This window comes from Pseudoalteromonas sp. APAL1 (genome assembly GCF_021532475.1).
Taxonomy (GTDB): Bacteria; Pseudomonadota; Gammaproteobacteria; order Enterobacterales; family Alteromonadaceae; genus Pseudoalteromonas; species Pseudoalteromonas lipolytica_C.
Window position 1 is genome coordinate 64,942 of the sequence record NZ_JAKGAW010000003.1, and the last position, 16,284, is coordinate 81,225.

Consider the following 16,284-nt stretch of genomic DNA (forward strand, 5'->3'; position numbering starts at 1 on the left):
TTCGTTAATTACTTTTCAAGCTCAGCTTTAATGTTGCGCAGAGCTGCTTTTACTTTTTTCATGTTCTCTGGACCCATACGCAGCAATTGTTTTTGCGCATCAGGTAAATTTTCCCACTCAGAATAAGCATATTGATAAGTAACTGAGTTACGTACTAACGGCATTTCACCTTTTGGTTCTGGAGTACCAAGCAGAACGTCAATCGCCTCTTCTAGCGTGCCAGTGAATGCATCACCTTCGTAGCCAATTTCAGCATAAGCTTCGTTAATCAGTGGCTTGTATTCGTCATACATACGTATAACTTGTGCAGCACTTAAACTAGTAAATAGTTTTACGTAAGGGGTGTAACGCTCATAGCTATTTGGATCGATTGTTAAAATATCCCCTTCAATCACTTTAAATGACTCTTTAGGGCGCTCAACAGGCGCATGGCTCAATGCCACTTTACCTTTGGCGATATTATCAACATACACAACACCGCGACGAATAAGGTCATCGGTCACCATTAAGCTCATCACTTGATCGCTTAATAACTCATCCATACGTGCTACAACCACTTCATCGCTTTCATTGAGCGTAGGCAGTGGCTCTACCTCTGGTACTGGCTCTGGGGTTCGCTCTGGAGCCGTTTCAACCACAACTAGCTCTGGTTCTGGCTCTGAGGTTTCAGGTTCAGGCTCAGGGTTTTGATACTCAACCACAGGCACTTCTTCAGTGACAATATCTTCAACAACTTGCACTGGCTGCTCTTCTGGTTTCAATAAAATAAACGCCGCAACACCGGCGATAATAATTAATATAACAACCGCAAAAATAAGATTATTATTTGATGAACCTGATTTAACTGTAGGCTCTGACGAATGCTCAGACATACACACTCCCTTTAAAAACAAACAAAAAGACGAAAATTAACGTAACTCGCGAGCTAAACTTTGCTTCTTCTAGCTTAAAGACTTACAGTTGATAAATAAAGTAAAGACGCACAACTAGTTAAATGCAAATATGGGTACTAAGTTAAAAAAAACACAGCATTCAAAAGTCGCCTTACTACTTACAGGTGGTGGTGCTCGTGCTGCTTATCAAGTGGGCGTGCTAAAAGCAGTTACTCAAAGCATGCCGCGTACTGCCCCTTTACCGTTTACTATAATTAATGGGACATCAGCAGGCGCAATTAATTCCGCTGCATTAGCATGTTATGCTTCTTGTGCTCATTTAGCGAGCAAAAAACTAGAATGGGTATGGAAGAACTTTTCTACTTCGCAAGTTTATAAAAGCGACTTCATCAGCGTTTTTCTGCATATTCTGCGCAATATGCTAACAAGCTTCCAGTCAGAGCATATAAACCACCCACCAGCGAGCTTATTGAACAACAAGCCGCTGAGAAAACTGCTCAATGAAATACTCGATTTATCACGTATTGAGCGAAATCTGCATAAAAATTATTTAGATGCTGTGTCTATTACTGCTTCTAGTTATACCACGGGTGACTCTGTGGCGTTTTTTCAGTCGCTTACTCAAAAGCCTTGGCGCCGAGCGAAGCGCGAGGGACAAGCAACACGTATAAATGTAGAGCATTTAATGGCATCAAGTGCCATTCCTATGGTTTTTCCAAGTGTGAATGTACATAACCATTATTTTGGTGATGGCTCAATCCACCAGCTATCGCCCTTGAGCCCTTCTGTGCATTTAGGCGCTGAGAAAATTTTTATCATTGGTGTAGACGAACCAAAAGCACCACATCCTCCGGGCTATCAACCACACTATCCAGGACTTTCAAATATTGCGGGTCACTTACTCGACAGTGTATTTACCGATACCTTGCAGTCTGATTTAGAGCGTTTACAACGTATCAACCGAACCTTGAGCCTGTTACCTGCTCGCGACAAACATCAAGAATTAAAGCAAATCGAAACCTGCGTGATTAACCCCTCACAGAACTTTAATGTAATTGCCGCACAGTTTTATGACGATATGCCAATGGCGATTAAAGTGTTATTACGTCTTATCGGGGTAAAAAAACGCTCGCAATCAAGCTTAACCAGCTACTTACTGTTTGAGAAGCGTTACACACAAAAGCTCATCGAGATTGGCTACCAAGATGGCCTTAATAAACTCCCTGAAATTCGTAAATTCTTAGAGCTAGATTAGCTACTCCAAACCATCCAGCAAAAACCGCTCTACTCGCTCTACTCGGCGCGGTTTACCTTGTAGCACTAAAATGTCGCCAGCCAGTAAAATAGTTTGCGATGATGGAGCGTCAATTTCACGGTCTTGCCTACGAAGTGCCCTTACAGATACACGGCGCTGTTCAAGTTTTAATTCGCTGATTTTTTGGTTCACAGCATAAGCTCGCTCGGGTAAAGCAATAACATGCAAATATTCTAAGCGGTCTGAACTTGCTTCTTCTCCATCGAGCTTGTCGCCGGTAAAAAAGCCATTTAAAAATTGGTAGCGGTTACGACGTTCTTTACTTACTCTGCGGATAATGCGAGTCATAGGCACTCCCGACATATAAAGCACATGAGAAACTAGCATCAAGCTTGCCTCAAGGGTTTCGGGCACCACTTCTGTCACACCCAGTTCTTTTAGTGTTTCGAGCTCACTATCATCACGCATACGCACAAGAATCTTGACCTTGGGAGCGATTTGCTTGATGGCATCAACCACTATTTGTGTTTGCTCAAAGTCGGTAAAGGTAATGATCACTAGCCTTGCTCGCTCTACCCCAGCTGACTTTAAAATATCTTTTTGATTTACATGACCAAATATAACAGGCTCGCCAGCGGCTTTTGCTTCTTGCAATAAGATAGGATTACTCTCTACTGCTACGTACTCAATTGCCTCGGGCTTTAAAAACCGCGCGATGGTTTGTCCAACCCGTGAAAACCCACAGATCACAACATGGTTATGGTACAACGGACTACTCGCAGCGGGTTGCTGCCAATGTTGCCCAGTTTGACTTAAAAGGCCGAGTTTTTTAATAATTAACGGTGTTTTTTCAATAAGATAAGGCGTGAGTGCCATCGATAGCACCCCTACTGCAATTAAAAACGATGCTTGCTCTGCACTGATTAAAAGGTGCTGCGAAGCAAGGGCAATAAGTACAAAACCAAACTCCCCCATTTGCCAAAGCATGATCCCCGCAGAAACAGCATCTTGCTTACGCTCACCCATTACTTGAGCAGCAATCGATAACACCGCTATTTTAAAGAACAACAAGCCAACCAGTACAGTGATGATCCAATACCAACTACTAAGCACATAAAGTACATCAAGCTGCATACCGACTGTGACAAAGAACAGCCCCATTAAAATATCGCGAAATGGCCGAATATCCGCCTCTAGCTGGTGACGGTAATGACTTTCTCCTAACATCATCCCTGCTAAAAAAGCGCCTAATGCCATTGATAAGCCAAACAAGTATGTAAGCCCAGCTGCGAATAATGCAACCAATAGCGTGGTTAACATAAATAGCTCATCGGTTCTCACTAATGCGATTTCGCTAAATACCTTGGGGAGTATCCACTTACCTATAGCAAAGAGTAAAACACAAACCAATGCGCCTTTAGTGAGTGCAAACGCCAATGCGCCTACAATTTCTTCTGAGCCGCTTTGTGCTAGCAGTGGATAAACAATAAGTAGTGGCACAACCGCGATGTCTTGGAATAGCAATACGCCAATGGCAAGTTGGCCTCGTCGTTGGTTAAGCTCTCCAGATTCTTTAAGTAGCTTTACAACCACTGCGGTTGAAGATAGCGCCATTAAGCTGGCAATAGTAAAACTATTTAGTAAGCTGTAATCAAGCAGCAACAAAATCAGCATAAACACAATGCTGGTGACAACCACTTGTAATGAGCCAAGGCCGAATACGATATTACGCATAGCCCTTAAACGGGGTAACGAAAACTCTAGACCTAAACTAAATAATAAAAACACAATACCTAGCTCAGCCACAAAGTGCATTTCATGGCTTTGCGCCATCCAGCCAATACCGTGACTCCCCGCCAACACCCCAGTTGCCAGGTACGCAAGAATAGGTGGTAAGCCAATTCGTTTGAAGAACCAAACAAATAATACGGCAGCAACTAGCAAGCCAAACACTTGAATCAGCACATTTTGCAAGCAATAAACTCCCTTCTACTTGATGATAAAGCTGTAGCCTTCTTTAACTATAGCAACCATTTGTTTTTCAGCCAGTTTAAAAAAGTGGCACAAATCTCGCTAAGTAGGAGTAACTAAACACTCCGGGGGGAGAATTTTAATGGAAAATGTCCATATTTTGACGCAGCGAGTGTCTGCGCGAGGCGAATTTCTGCCGTTTTCGGCAGAGCATTACCGAATAAATGAAACAAATAATCCACATGACTTAATTGCTAAGCTGCAAACCACACTTTCAATTGAGAATATACTGACAATTTTTGCTAATCATGCAAAACAACTGATTAATTTATCGGGATTACAGTTCCAGTCTTCACTCGGCGTGTCTCAGAGTGCAGGGAGTGATACATCTCAAACGCCTTACTCTTTTGATTTAGATATCGAAAGTGAGCGTTTAGGGCAATTAATTTACTTTAGCCAATTCCCAATGGGTAAAGGCATAGAAGCTAAATTAGAACAGTTACACAGTGCGCTGGTTTATCCACTTCGTAATGCCATTATGTATAACCGCGTATTACGTTTGGCAACGAAAGATGCCCTAACAGGCTTAAATAACCGAAGTCAATTTAATGACAGTTTGGCGCAAAAGCTTGAACGTTGTCGTCGCCAAAACCGACCATTTAGCCTAATGTTGCTTGATTTAGATAATTTCAAACAAGTGAACGATAGTTTCGGTCATAAAATTGGTGATGATGTTTTACAAGAGTTCTCAGAAGTACTATGCAGTAGTGTTAGAGGAACAGACTCAATTTTTCGCTTTGGTGGCGACGAGTTTGCACTATTAATTGACGACCCAGAATTCACAACTAACAAAGTAGTTGCAGAGCGAATTATGCGGCTGGTGAAAAAGTCTAACTTGATGACACAATACCGCGTAACTTCTAGTATTGGTTATACTTTAGCAACTAACCAAGATTGCGAAAATGATGTATTTGCCCGTGCAGATAAAGGTCTGTACAAAGCTAAAGCAGCAGGAAGAAACTGCGCCAGAGCTTTTTAATTAACAGAAAGCCTAGCATCCCCCGCTAGGCTTTTTTAACTTTAAACTTATAGCAAAGTAATACCAGCCAAAAGCCAGCAAAAAAGCCGCTTAACAAGTAGAGCAATGCGGCCATGGTGGTAAGGGGTGATACCATCACTAAAGCCAATGGCGTAAGTACGCCTAAAATAAAGAATATACCACCTTTACCTGACCAATATCCTAGTAGCAATACTGAACACAACAGGCCGCCAGCTAAGGCATAAAGTAGTGTCAGTAAGCTCAAGCCTGTATAAACAAAACCAGCAATAACAGCAACTAACAGTGACAACACCAAACCTAGTGGTGCCTTATTAACTAGTGATAAACCAACATGTGGTTGTTCACTCATAGAATATCTCCCAAAAAATTCCTTCATCAACACTGTGCTCAGCGCTAGTGAAATAGCCCACTACTTGCACGAGTTGATCGTTATAAAAAATAAGTGGTGTTTGCGCACGTAACCAAGGGGCCACTTTGGCATCTTTAAACCAATGTTTTAAGGTGTTTGAGCCGGGTTTTTTTAAGGGTTTTATACGTGCTTGCGGCTTATTAAATTCAACCCTTACTTGCTCATTTTTTAAAGGCTTTCTGATGCCCTTTCCCTGCCTAACGATAAGTTTACGGCCATCAGTGAGCTCTATAGGCTGTAAGTTAATATCCATTGCCTGTGGTATTGCCTGCTCAGTCACAAAGTACCAATGTTGCTGATGACGACGAACATCGCCGCTTTGCAAACAAATTTTTAGCTGCGCATCAGCTTGTGCCGTTAAACCTTGTTCAATAATTTGCTGTAGCTGATTCTCAGAAGGTAGTTGATGGGTAAACTGATTTAGCCACGCACGCACAAGATTTGCTTGTCTAGGCTTACTAAACTCCGCAATTGCAACACAGCTTAAACCACCCTGTGAATTTTGGCAGTGTGCAAGGTCACTTTGCGTATATTCATCGAGCAGCGATTGCTGTTGTTGTAACAGCCGAATACTGCGCGCTGCACTCTTTTCAAACCCTTGAAAACGCTCCATTAAAATAGGCAAAACTTGATGACGTAAAAAATTGCGGTCAAAGCGCTCATCAATATTTGAGTCATCGGTGATATGGCTAATGGCAAATTTAACGGCAAACTGTTCAATTTGCTCACGAGTGATATTAATCAGCGGTCGAAAACATACTCGCCCAGACGCTAATAACCGCGTTTGTGGCATTGATGCTAAGCCTTGCAAGCCTGAGCCGCGTTTAAGCCGCAACAAGAAGGTTTCGAGTTGGTCATTTAAGTGCTGACCAAGCAGTATTACACTGCCTACCTCGCAGTTTTCGTCAAGAGCTTGGTATCTTGCCTCTCGCGCTTGTGCCTCGAGTGAAGTGCGCGAGCGCTCTTGGATTTCAACGCGCACCGCTTTAAATGCTACACCGAGATCTTCACATAGTGACTTACAAAATCCTTGCCACTCATCGGCATACTCACTCAAACCATGATTAACATACACAGCTTCAAGCTTAAGCTCTGAGCGCTGCTTTTGAACTTGGTTCATTAAATGTAACAACACAACAGAGTCAACACCGCCTGATAAGGCAACACTAAAGCAGCTGTGTTCAGCGTTCAGCAACGGCTGTAATTGTGCTAAAAAATGGTGATATAAGTCTGATGTTTGCATTAAAAACCAATGAGTATACAAGCGTCTGTGTTATCAGCATTATAAAACAAAAAAAGCCGCAAAAGCGGCTTTTTTCAATTTTAAGCAGTGTTTAGCAATAACCAAACGACATTAAACGTTTGTAACGCTGATCAAGCATTTCATCAAGTGAAAGGCCTTGTAATTCAGCTAGGTCGCGTTTAAGTTGGTTTTTAAGGTTACGTGCCATCGCATCGTAATTGCGGTGCGCACCACCTAAAGGCTCTTCAATCACATTGTTGATTAAATCAAGCTCTTTAACGCGTGCTGCGGTTACACCCATTGCCTCTGCTGCTAATGGTGCTTTATCTGCGCTTTTCCATAAGATTGATGCACAACCTTCTGGCGAGATCACAGAGTAAGTGCTGTATTGCAACATGTTAACGCGGTCACCCACACCAATTGCAAGTGCACCACCTGAACCACCTTCACCAATTACAGTACAGATTGTTGGTACTTTTAACGCAGCCATAACTTTAAGGTTACGTGCGATAGCCTCACTTTGACCACGCTCTTCAGCACCAACACCTGGGTATGCCCCTGGTGTGTCGATAAATGTCATAATTGGCATTTTAAAGCGCTCAGCCATTTCCATTAAGCGTAATGCTTTACGGTAACCTTCTGGCTTTGGCATACCAAAGTTGCGTTTGATTTTTTCAGCCGTGTCACGACCTTTTTGTTGGCCGATAACCATTACAGGTTGACCTTCAAAACGTGCAATACCACCTAATATAGCTGGGTCGTTAGCGAAGGTACGGTCGCCTGCTAGTTCGTCAAATTCCGTGAAAATGCGCTCGATGTAATCACGAGTATAAGGACGCAACGGATGACGGGCTAACTGAGAAACCTGCCAAGCACCTAATTCAGAGAAAATTTTCTCTTTCATTTCAGCACTTTTTTCTTTTAATCGACTGACTTCCTCTTCTAATCCAAGGTCTAATTCGCCAGCGCGGCTTACATTTTGTAATTCTTCAATTTTTGCTTCTAATTCTGCGATTGGAAGCTCAAAATCAAGATAATTGAGGCTCATGCTCTAAACTACCTAATTAATTAAATTCTAGTTCTACATCTTGCGCCGCCATCAATGACAACTTATGAATTAAGTCATCACTAGGCGTAACACACCATTCAGTCCCTAAGGTAATCTCAGCCAACGCATCCGGACGTTGATAGAATACTTTGATAGGACATGTACCAAACTTATAAGGTTCAAGTACTTTTTGTAAATTATCGAAGAAGTTTGCCTCGATCTGCACCATATTCAGCGTCATTTTAATCGCTTTTATACGTTTTTCTCGCGCTTCGGCAATGGTGCATATGTCTCTAGCGGTCATTGTAATGCCACCAGAGAAGTTATCAAAGCTGACCTGTCCGGATATTACCAAGATATTGTTAACTTGCAGCATATCTTGGTACATTTCAAACTGTTCTGGGAATAAGCGTACATCAATACGGGCACTCTTGTCATCTAAAGTTATAAGACCCCAACGATTTCCCTTTTTATTTATCAGGGTTCGGGCATTGATAACAAGGCCAGCCGCTGTTGATTGCACATCACGATTTGTGGGCTGCAAGTCTACTAGCCTTCCCGAGGTGTAATGCTTTAGTTCTTTACGGTACTGGTTAATTGGATGGCCAGTTAAGTAAAGCCCTAAGGTCTCTTTTTCACCGTCTAGCCATTGCTTATCAGTTAAGTCTGTCGCTTTGATAAACGCCTGTTCAACTTCGTCTGGTTCAGTAGCCAATAAACCAAACAAATCTGCTTGCCCTAATGACTCTGCTTTATGATGTTGATCAGCTGCTCGCATGGCATCTTTTAAGCTCGCTAATAAGGTCGCACGACCTGGCTGGGTTTTATCTGGGCCAAGTTGATCAAGTGCGCCTGCATAGATAAGTTTTTCGACCACGCGCTTGTTTAAGCGTTTTAAGTCAACTCTGGCACAAAAATCAAATAAGTCTTTAAACGGACCGCCTTCACTTCGAGCTTCTAAAATAGCTTCAACCGGTGCTTCACCCACGCCTTTAATGGCACCAATGCCATAAACAATCTCACCTTTTAGATTAACAGTAAACTTGTACTCACCGGCATTTACATCAGGCGGTAACAAGGTCAGTTTCATGTTTTCACATTCATCAACCAAGGTAACAATTTTATCGGTGTTATCCATATCCGCCGACATTACTGCCGCCATAAACTCAGCTGGATAATGGGTCTTCATCCACAGTGTTTGATACGACACCAGTGCATAAGCAGCAGAGTGCGATTTGTTAAAACCATAACCCGCGAATTTCTCTACCAAGTCGAAGATTTTCATTGCAAGTTCGCCGTCAACGCCATTATTTATAGCGCCTTCTTCAAAAGTCGAACGTTGCTTTGCCATCTCTTCAGGCTTTTTCTTACCCATTGCACGACGCAGCATGTCAGCGCCACCAAGGGTATAACCGGCAAGTACCTGCGCAATTTGCATTACTTGTTCTTGATAAAGAATGATACCGTAGGTCGGCTCAAGAATAGGCTGTAGGCTTTCATGTTGCCACTGAACGTCTGGGTAAGATATTTCTTCTCGTCCGTGCTTACGGTCGATAAAGTTATCTACCATGCCTGATTGCAATGGACCTGGGCGGAACAGTGCCACCAGTGCGATCATATCTTCGAAGCAGTCGGGCTTTAGACGACGAATAAGATCTTTCATACCACGAGATTCGAGCTGGAATACCGCGGTGGTTTCGGCGCGTAGCAATAACTCAATACTTGGCTTGTCATCAAGTGGAATGGCGTTAATATCAACCGGCTCTTTACCCTCGCGGGCTAAGCGCTCATTGGTCATATCAAGCGCCCACTGCAAGATGGTAAGCGTTCTTAAACCTAAGAAGTCAAACTTAACTAAGCCCGCCGTCTCAACGTCGTTTTTATCAAATTGAGTAACAGGGAATTTACCTTCATCATCACAATAAAGGGCAGCAAAGTCAGTGATAGTGGTTGGTGATATTACAACACCACCAGCGTGTTTACCGGCGTTACGTGTACACCCTTCAAGGATGCGACACATATCGATAAGCTCTTTTACCTCTTCATCACCGTCGTAGGCTTCTTGTAAACGCGGCTCAACATCAAACGCTTTAGCCAAGGTCATGCCCGGATCGCCCGGTACTAATTTTGAAATACGATCAACAAAGCCGTAAGGGTGACCAAGTACACGGCCTACGTCACGGATAACCGCTTTTGCAGCCATGGTACCAAAGGTGATGATCTGAGATACCGCGTCACGGCCATAAAGCGCCGCTACGTGGTCAATTACCTCATCGCGCCTATCCATACAGAAGTCGACGTCGAAATCGGGCATTGAAATACGCTCAGGGTTCAAGAAACGTTCGAATAGTAGGTCAAACTCTAGCGGATCAAGATCGGTAATCTTCAAAGCATAAGCAACCAGTGAACCGGCACCCGAACCACGTCCTGGACCTACTGGAATATTGTTATCTTTACTCCACTGAATGAACTCCATTACGATCAAGAAGTAACCCGGGAAACCCATTTGGTTGATTACGTCGAGCTCTATTTTCAGACGCTCATCATACTCACCCCGTTTTTCTTTACGCTCTTGCTCATCAGGGAATAAAAACTGTAAACGCTCTTCAAGACCATCTTCAGAGACTTTAACCAAGAAGTCTTCAATTTTCAGTGAACCGGTTGGGTAATCAGGTAAGAAGTAAGTTCCTAGCTGCACGGTTACATTACAGCGCTTGGCAATTTCTACGGTGTTTTCTAACGCTTCTGGAATATCGCTAAATAGCTCAGCCATTTGCTCCGCTGTTTTTAGATATTGCTGCTCAGAAAAACGTTTTGGTCTGCGTTTATCTTCTAGGGTATATCCGTCATGGATTGCCACTCGGATTTCGTGGGCTTCAAAGTTTTCTGGTTTTAAAAACACCACTTCATTCGTTGCTACCACTGGTAACTGCTCTTTTGCGGCAAGCTCAACAGCCAGATGCAGATAATCTTCTTCTAGGGGGCGTTCAGTACGAATAAGCTCAATATAATAATGATCGCTAAAGTGCTGCTTATAAAAGCTAACCACAGACTCAATAAGACCAGGGTTGCCTTTTAGTAGGGCTTTACCTAAGTCGCCATCTTTAGCGCCTGATAATAAAATCAGGCCATTTTTATTCTCTACCAACCATTCGCGATCAACCACAGGGCGATGAAATAAATGCCCACGCTGGTACGCTTTAGAGATCAATAAGGTAAGGTTTTTATAGCCTTCGTTATCTTTCGCTAAGATGGTAATGCGACTTGGTTCATCCTCAAATTCAGGGCTTCTTAACCAAAAGTCAGCACCAACAATAGGCTTAATCCCAGCGCCATGCGCCGCACCATAAAATCGCACCAAACCACATAAGTTCATCTGGTCAGTGATTGCCAGCGCTGGCATTTGCAACTCTTCAGCTTTAGCTACAATCGGCTTGGTTTTAGCAAGGCCGTCCACCATTGAGAAATCTGAGTGAACACGTAAGTGAACAAATTGCGGCGCAGGCATTACAATTGCTCTCCTTTCAACGCCAAAATGCGCTGAACAGGTTTAAAGCTCTTACGATGCTCTGCAATTGCCCCGTATTGTTCGAGTGCCGCAAAGTGCGCTTTAGTTGGATAGCCTTTATGACCTGCAAAGCCATAGTCAGGATAACGCTTATCAAGCTCAATCATTTCTTCGTCACGGGCAACTTTCGCTAAAATAGATGCCGCAGAAATCTCTTCAACGAGGCTGTCACCTTTTACTACCGCCTGTGCTGGCACAGTTAACTGGCTAGGCACACGATTACCATCAATAAAAACAAACTCAGGCTTTACACTTAAGCCTTCAACCGCACGGCTCATTGCAAGCATAGTGGCATGAAGAATATTTAACTCGTCAATTTCAGTTGGGCTGCAACGGCCAATGGCATAGCACAGAGCTTTTTCTTTTATTTCTATCGCTAATAATTGGCGTTTTTTATCTGTTAACTTTTTAGAATCAGCTAAACCTGCTATTGGCTTATTCGGATCAAGTATTACCGCAGCGGTAACAACATCACCCACTAATGGGCCACGGCCAACTTCATCTACACCTGCTATATAATTAACATTCGGTCGTTCAATTTGCATTTAGTAACTCCGCGACTGCAGCTGCAGCTTGTTCGTTGGCATTTAATCTTATGTCTTTATGAATAGCTAAAAAGCGCGCTTTTAATTCGCTGTTATCCGTATTCAACATAGGTGTTAGCGCAGCTGATAAGTTTTCAACATTACACTCAGTTTGTAAGTATTCTGGAACAAGTTCTTCATCGGCTAATAAATTAGGCAACGAAAAATATTTAATGTTAAAAGTGAATAGTGTTTTAAAAATCCAATAACTCAGTGGCTTAATTTTGTAGCCCACGACCATCGGCTTTTTATACAGCATGCCTTCAAGCGTTGCGGTACCTGAGGCAAGTAAAATGGCATCAGCAGCTTGCATTGCAAGGTTTGATTGACCATCCAATAATTGCAGTTTTAAATCAGGGGCTGTTTTTTCTAAAATCTCACAAAACTGTGCTTTTCGTTTTTCATTGACTAACGGCACTACAATTTTAAGATCAGGATTTTGCGTCTGTAATTTCGCTGCTGTTTGAATATAGGTTTCGCTTAAAAGCCCTACTTCAGAACCCCGGCTACCTGGTAACAAAGCAAGCACTTTATCAGTTTGTGATAAACCAAGCTGGTTACGCGCTTCGGTTTGGTCGTGCTCAAGCGCAATATCATCAGCCAATGTGTGACCCACAAATGTACAAGGTACATTGTGTTTATCGTAAAAGGCTTTTTCGAACGGCAATAATGCCAGCACTAAATTAGTAGCCGCACTGATTTTATGAATACGTTTTTCACGCCACGCCCACACTGATGGGCTAACATATTGAATCGTTTTGATACCTGCATCTTTTAACGGTTTTTCAACACGTAAATTAAAATCAGGCGCATCAATGCCAATAAATACATCCGGTGGGTTGTCGATAAAATGCTGCACCAATTGTTTGCGTATTTTGAGTAGGCGCGGTAATCGGCCTAGCACTTCGACTAGGCCCATCACTGATAATTCGTCCATATCGAATAATGTATTGCAACCAGCCGCTTGCATACGCGGGCCCGCAATCCCCTCAAAAATAGCATCAGGAAAACGGCGTTTAAGTGCTTTTATTAACCCTTCACCTAAAATATCACCTGATAACTCACCTGCCACCAAGGCAATACGTAACGGCTTTGTTTGTTCTTTCATTCGTTGATAATTCGCAACTTTTGGCACTAATGAAAATGAGTTTACCGTGTTTTAGCAGTCGGATAAATGTCACAGAGTTAATAAATACTAGAAATCGAAATTACGCTAAAAAGTCGTCGATTCTTTATACACAGTTTACCGCTCAAAGTAGCGGTAGATAATTAGTCAGATTCTTAAAAATAATAAAAATTAACTAAGTAAGCCATAGTAAATGAGCTTTTTATAACGATTAAATATTTGAAAGTGTAGAGCATTATCTCTAACCTGTAGAAAAGATATATAGAGGCTGTCTGTCTTTTTTTCGTACTTTTCTATTGACTAAAATGGATACAAGGTTAGAATTCACAAAGTTTCAATAATTACTGAAACTTTATGACAGATTTTTGTCGTGTCTACCGCACCCGCTAACAAGGAGCTAAACGATGATAGATGAAACATTTGTGGATCTATCGCGATTGCAATTTGCAATCACTGCCCTATTTCACTTCCTATTTGTTCCACTTACCTTAGGTATGACGTGGATTTTGGTGATCATGGAATCCGTTTACGTGATGACTGGTCGCGAAATTTATCGTGATATGACTAAGTTCTGGGGGAAATTGTTTGGTATCAACTTTGCGATTGGTGTGGCCACGGGTCTAACTATGGAGTTTGAGTTTGGTACCAATTGGTCTTATTACTCTCACTATGTGGGCGATATTTTTGGCGCACCACTGGCCATTGAAGGCTTAATGGCTTTCTTTTTAGAGTCAACTTTTGTGGGTATGTTCTTTTTAGGCTGGGAGCGTTTGAGTAAACGTCAGCATCTAGGTGCAACCTTCTTAATGGCATTAGGGACTAATTTATCTGCACTATGGATTTTAGTCGCAAATGGTTGGATGCAAAATCCGGTAGGTGCTGAATTCAATTACCAAACCATGCGTATGGAAATGACCAGCTTTGCTGAACTAGTATTTAACCCTGTTGCACAAGTTAAGTTTATTCATACTGTATCAGCTGGTTATGTTGCAGCATCTATGTTTGTACTGGGTATTAGTAGTTGGTACATCTTAAAAGGTCGTGACCTTGCTTTTGCCAAACGCTCATTTTCGGTCGTATCAGGGTTTGGTTTAGCGTCTATTTTGTGTGTGATTTTACTGGGTGATGAATCTGGCTACGAAGTTGGCGAGGTACAAAAAGTAAAACTCGCAACCATTGAAGCTGAGTGGCACACCGAAGAAGCCCCTGCCGCATTTACGCTGGTAGGTATTCCTGACTCAGAAGAGCAAGTCACTCATGCCGCTGTAAAAATCCCCTACGCACTGGGTATTATTGCTACTCGCTCAATTGATGAGCAAGTAACGGGCATTAAAGACCTTGAAGAGCAGCATGAAAAGCGTATTCGTAATGGTATGATTGCATACGAATACTTAGAAAAGCTTCGCAGCGGTGAAGACACTCCTGAAAACATTGCAAAATTCGATACCTTAAAAGCTGATTTAGGCTATGGTTTGCTACTTAAGCGCTATACGCCTAACGTGGTTGATGCAACAGAAGAGCACATTCAAAAAGCAGTGAAAGATTCAATCCCTCAAGTGGGCCCAATGTTCTGGTCATTTAGGATCATGGTTGGTTGCGGTGTGATCATGCTTGGCGTATTTGTCTTATCGTTTTATTACAACGCACACCGAATTATTGAGCAAAAGCGTTGGTTATTGTGGGCTGCGGTATGGAGTATTCCACTGCCTTGGATTGCTATTGAGTTTGGTTGGATTGTTGCTGAATACGGCCGTCAACCGTGGGCAATTTCGGAAATTTTACCGACCTTCTTGGCAACCTCATCACTGACGGTCAATGACCTATTGATTAGTATTACTGGTTTCTTAGTATTCTACACAGGTCTTGCTGCGGTTGAAGGTTGGCTGATGCTGCGCTTTATAAAACAAGGGCCAAGCTCGCTTCATACTGGTAAATATCACCATGAACTTGTCAAAGCAGATAGTCTTGCAAGCCAAGGAGCTCAATCATGATTTTTGATTACGAAACTCTTAAACTAATTTGGTGGCTGTTAATTGGTGTATTACTGATTGGCTTTGCAGTGACCGATGGTATGGACATGGGTGTGGCAATTTTGCTTCGCCTAGTGGGTAAAACCGATGTTGAACGCCGAACGGTTATTAACACCATCGGTGCTCACTGGGATGGTAACCAAGTTTGGTTCATCACTGCTGGGGGGGCGCTTTTTGCAGCCTGGCCTATGGTCTACGCGGCTGCGTTCTCTGGCTTTTACTTTGCCATGATGCTGGTATTATTTGCGCTATTTTTCAGACCACTTGGCTTTGATTACCGCTCAAAAATAGATTCACCGCGCTGGCGTAATAACTGGGATTGGGGCCTATTTGCAGGTAGTTTTATTCCGGCTCTAGTATTTGGTGTGGCATTTGGTAACTTGCTACAAGGTGTGCCTTATCACATTGATGACCTACTGCGTGTTAGCTACCAAGGCTCATTCTTCGCGCTATTAAATCCATTTGCCATTGTTGCAGGCCTTGTGAGTGTACTTATGCTCGTTGGCCACGCTGGTATGTGGCTACAACTTCGAACTGATGCGGAGGTTGCAAAACGCTCAGCACAATATGGCCGATATGCACTGATGGCGTTTATTGTATTGTTTGCTTTAGCAGGTGTGTGGGTATCTCAACTTGATGGTTATACAATCGTCAGCATGGGCGATACTCAAGGCTATGCCAACCCACTGGCTAAAACAGTAACGCAAGCACCGGGGGCATGGCTTGATAACTATACAAAAATGCCATTAACCATGCTGTTCCCTGCCCTTGCATTCGTTATGGCGGCACTGGCAATAGTGTTATCTAAATTACAAAAACCAGCGATGGCACTGATCGCTTCAAGCCTAATGCTTGCTGGCGTGATACTCACTGCGGGTATGTCAATGTTCCCGTTTGTTATGCCTTCGAGCAACAACCCTAATATTAGTTTAACCATGTGGGATGCGGTTTCGAGCCATATGACACTTAACGTGATGTTTATTGCTGCAGTTATTTTTGTACCACTTATTCTTATCTACACAACATGGTGTTATGTGAAGATGTGGCGCAAAGTAACCATCAGTGAAATTGAAAACAACACTCACGGTAGCTATTAA

12 protein-coding genes are annotated in these 16,284 nt (G+C 42.7%); 4 read left to right on the top strand and 8 right to left on the bottom strand.

Translation table 11 applies throughout. The features are described from left to right. Positions 1-8 precede the first annotated feature (8 nt). Entirely contained in the window at positions 9-872 is an 864-nt protein-coding gene (locus L1264_RS02520; protein WP_235403613.1) for a DUF3014 domain-containing protein, read from the bottom strand. 130 nt (positions 873-1,002) lie between these two features. Between L1264_RS02520 and L1264_RS02525 the strand changes: the two genes are divergently transcribed. Then, entirely contained in the window at positions 1,003-2,148 is a 1,146-nt protein-coding gene (locus L1264_RS02525) for a patatin-like phospholipase family protein (protein ID WP_135924030.1), read from the top strand. On the opposite strand, the gene L1264_RS02530 is transcribed toward L1264_RS02525, so the two are convergent. Beyond that, positions 2,149-4,122 carry a monovalent cation:proton antiporter family protein gene (locus tag L1264_RS02530; RefSeq protein ID WP_199525903.1) on the bottom strand — a complete coding sequence of 658 codons (1,974 nt, stop codon included), beginning with the start codon at positions 4,120-4,122 and terminating at the stop codon, positions 2,149-2,151. A 139-nt stretch (positions 4,123-4,261) separates the two neighbouring features. On the opposite strand from L1264_RS02530, the gene L1264_RS02535 reads away from it, so the two are divergent. Next, positions 4,262-5,158 carry a GGDEF domain-containing protein gene (locus L1264_RS02535; RefSeq protein ID WP_135924028.1) on the top strand — a complete coding sequence of 299 codons (897 nt, stop codon included), beginning with the start codon at positions 4,262-4,264 and terminating at the stop codon, positions 5,156-5,158. 25 nt (positions 5,159-5,183) lie between these two features. On the opposite strand, the gene L1264_RS02540 is transcribed toward L1264_RS02535, so the two are convergent. From L1264_RS02540 to lpxB, 6 genes are all read right to left on the bottom strand, one after another. Further along, on the bottom strand, positions 5,184-5,528 hold the full coding sequence (locus tag L1264_RS02540) for a hypothetical protein (RefSeq protein ID WP_199525901.1): 345 nt from the start codon (positions 5,526-5,528) through the stop codon (positions 5,184-5,186). Beyond that, the gene (gene tilS, locus L1264_RS02545; RefSeq protein ID WP_199525900.1) at positions 5,521-6,831 is read right to left on the bottom strand and encodes a tRNA lysidine(34) synthetase TilS; all 1,311 of its coding nucleotides are present in this window, start codon (positions 6,829-6,831) and stop codon (positions 5,521-5,523) included. The genes L1264_RS02540 and tilS overlap by 8 nt, the downstream gene beginning before the upstream one ends. Before the next feature lie 91 nt (positions 6,832-6,922). Continuing rightward, the gene (gene accA, locus L1264_RS02550) at positions 6,923-7,879 is read right to left on the bottom strand and encodes an acetyl-CoA carboxylase carboxyl transferase subunit alpha (protein ID WP_135924025.1); all 957 of its coding nucleotides are present in this window, start codon (positions 7,877-7,879) and stop codon (positions 6,923-6,925) included. A gap of 16 nt (positions 7,880-7,895) precedes the next feature. Next, on the bottom strand, positions 7,896-11,387 hold the full coding sequence (dnaE, locus tag L1264_RS02555; RefSeq protein ID WP_199525898.1) for a DNA polymerase III subunit alpha: 3,492 nt from the start codon (positions 11,385-11,387) through the stop codon (positions 7,896-7,898). Then, a complete protein-coding gene (gene rnhB, locus L1264_RS02560; protein WP_199525896.1) occupies positions 11,387-11,992 on the bottom strand; it encodes a ribonuclease HII in 606 nt (201 codons plus the stop codon). The genes dnaE and rnhB overlap by 1 nt, the downstream gene beginning before the upstream one ends. After that, complete coding sequence (lpxB, locus tag L1264_RS02565; RefSeq protein ID WP_199525894.1) at positions 11,982-13,139, bottom strand: lipid-A-disaccharide synthase; 1,158 nt, start codon at positions 13,137-13,139, stop codon at positions 11,982-11,984. The genes rnhB and lpxB overlap by 11 nt, the downstream gene beginning before the upstream one ends. A gap of 422 nt (positions 13,140-13,561) precedes the next feature. Between lpxB and L1264_RS02570 the strand changes: the two genes are divergently transcribed. Then, positions 13,562-15,148 (top strand): cytochrome ubiquinol oxidase subunit I, encoded by a 1,587-nt coding sequence (locus L1264_RS02570; protein WP_235403614.1) that lies wholly within the window; start codon positions 13,562-13,564, stop codon positions 15,146-15,148. Beyond that, positions 15,145-16,284: a cytochrome d ubiquinol oxidase subunit II gene (cydB, locus tag L1264_RS02575; protein WP_135924020.1), complete on the top strand. Its 1,140-nt coding sequence runs from the start codon at positions 15,145-15,147 to the stop codon at positions 16,282-16,284. Before L1264_RS02570 ends, cydB begins: the two co-directional genes overlap by 4 nt.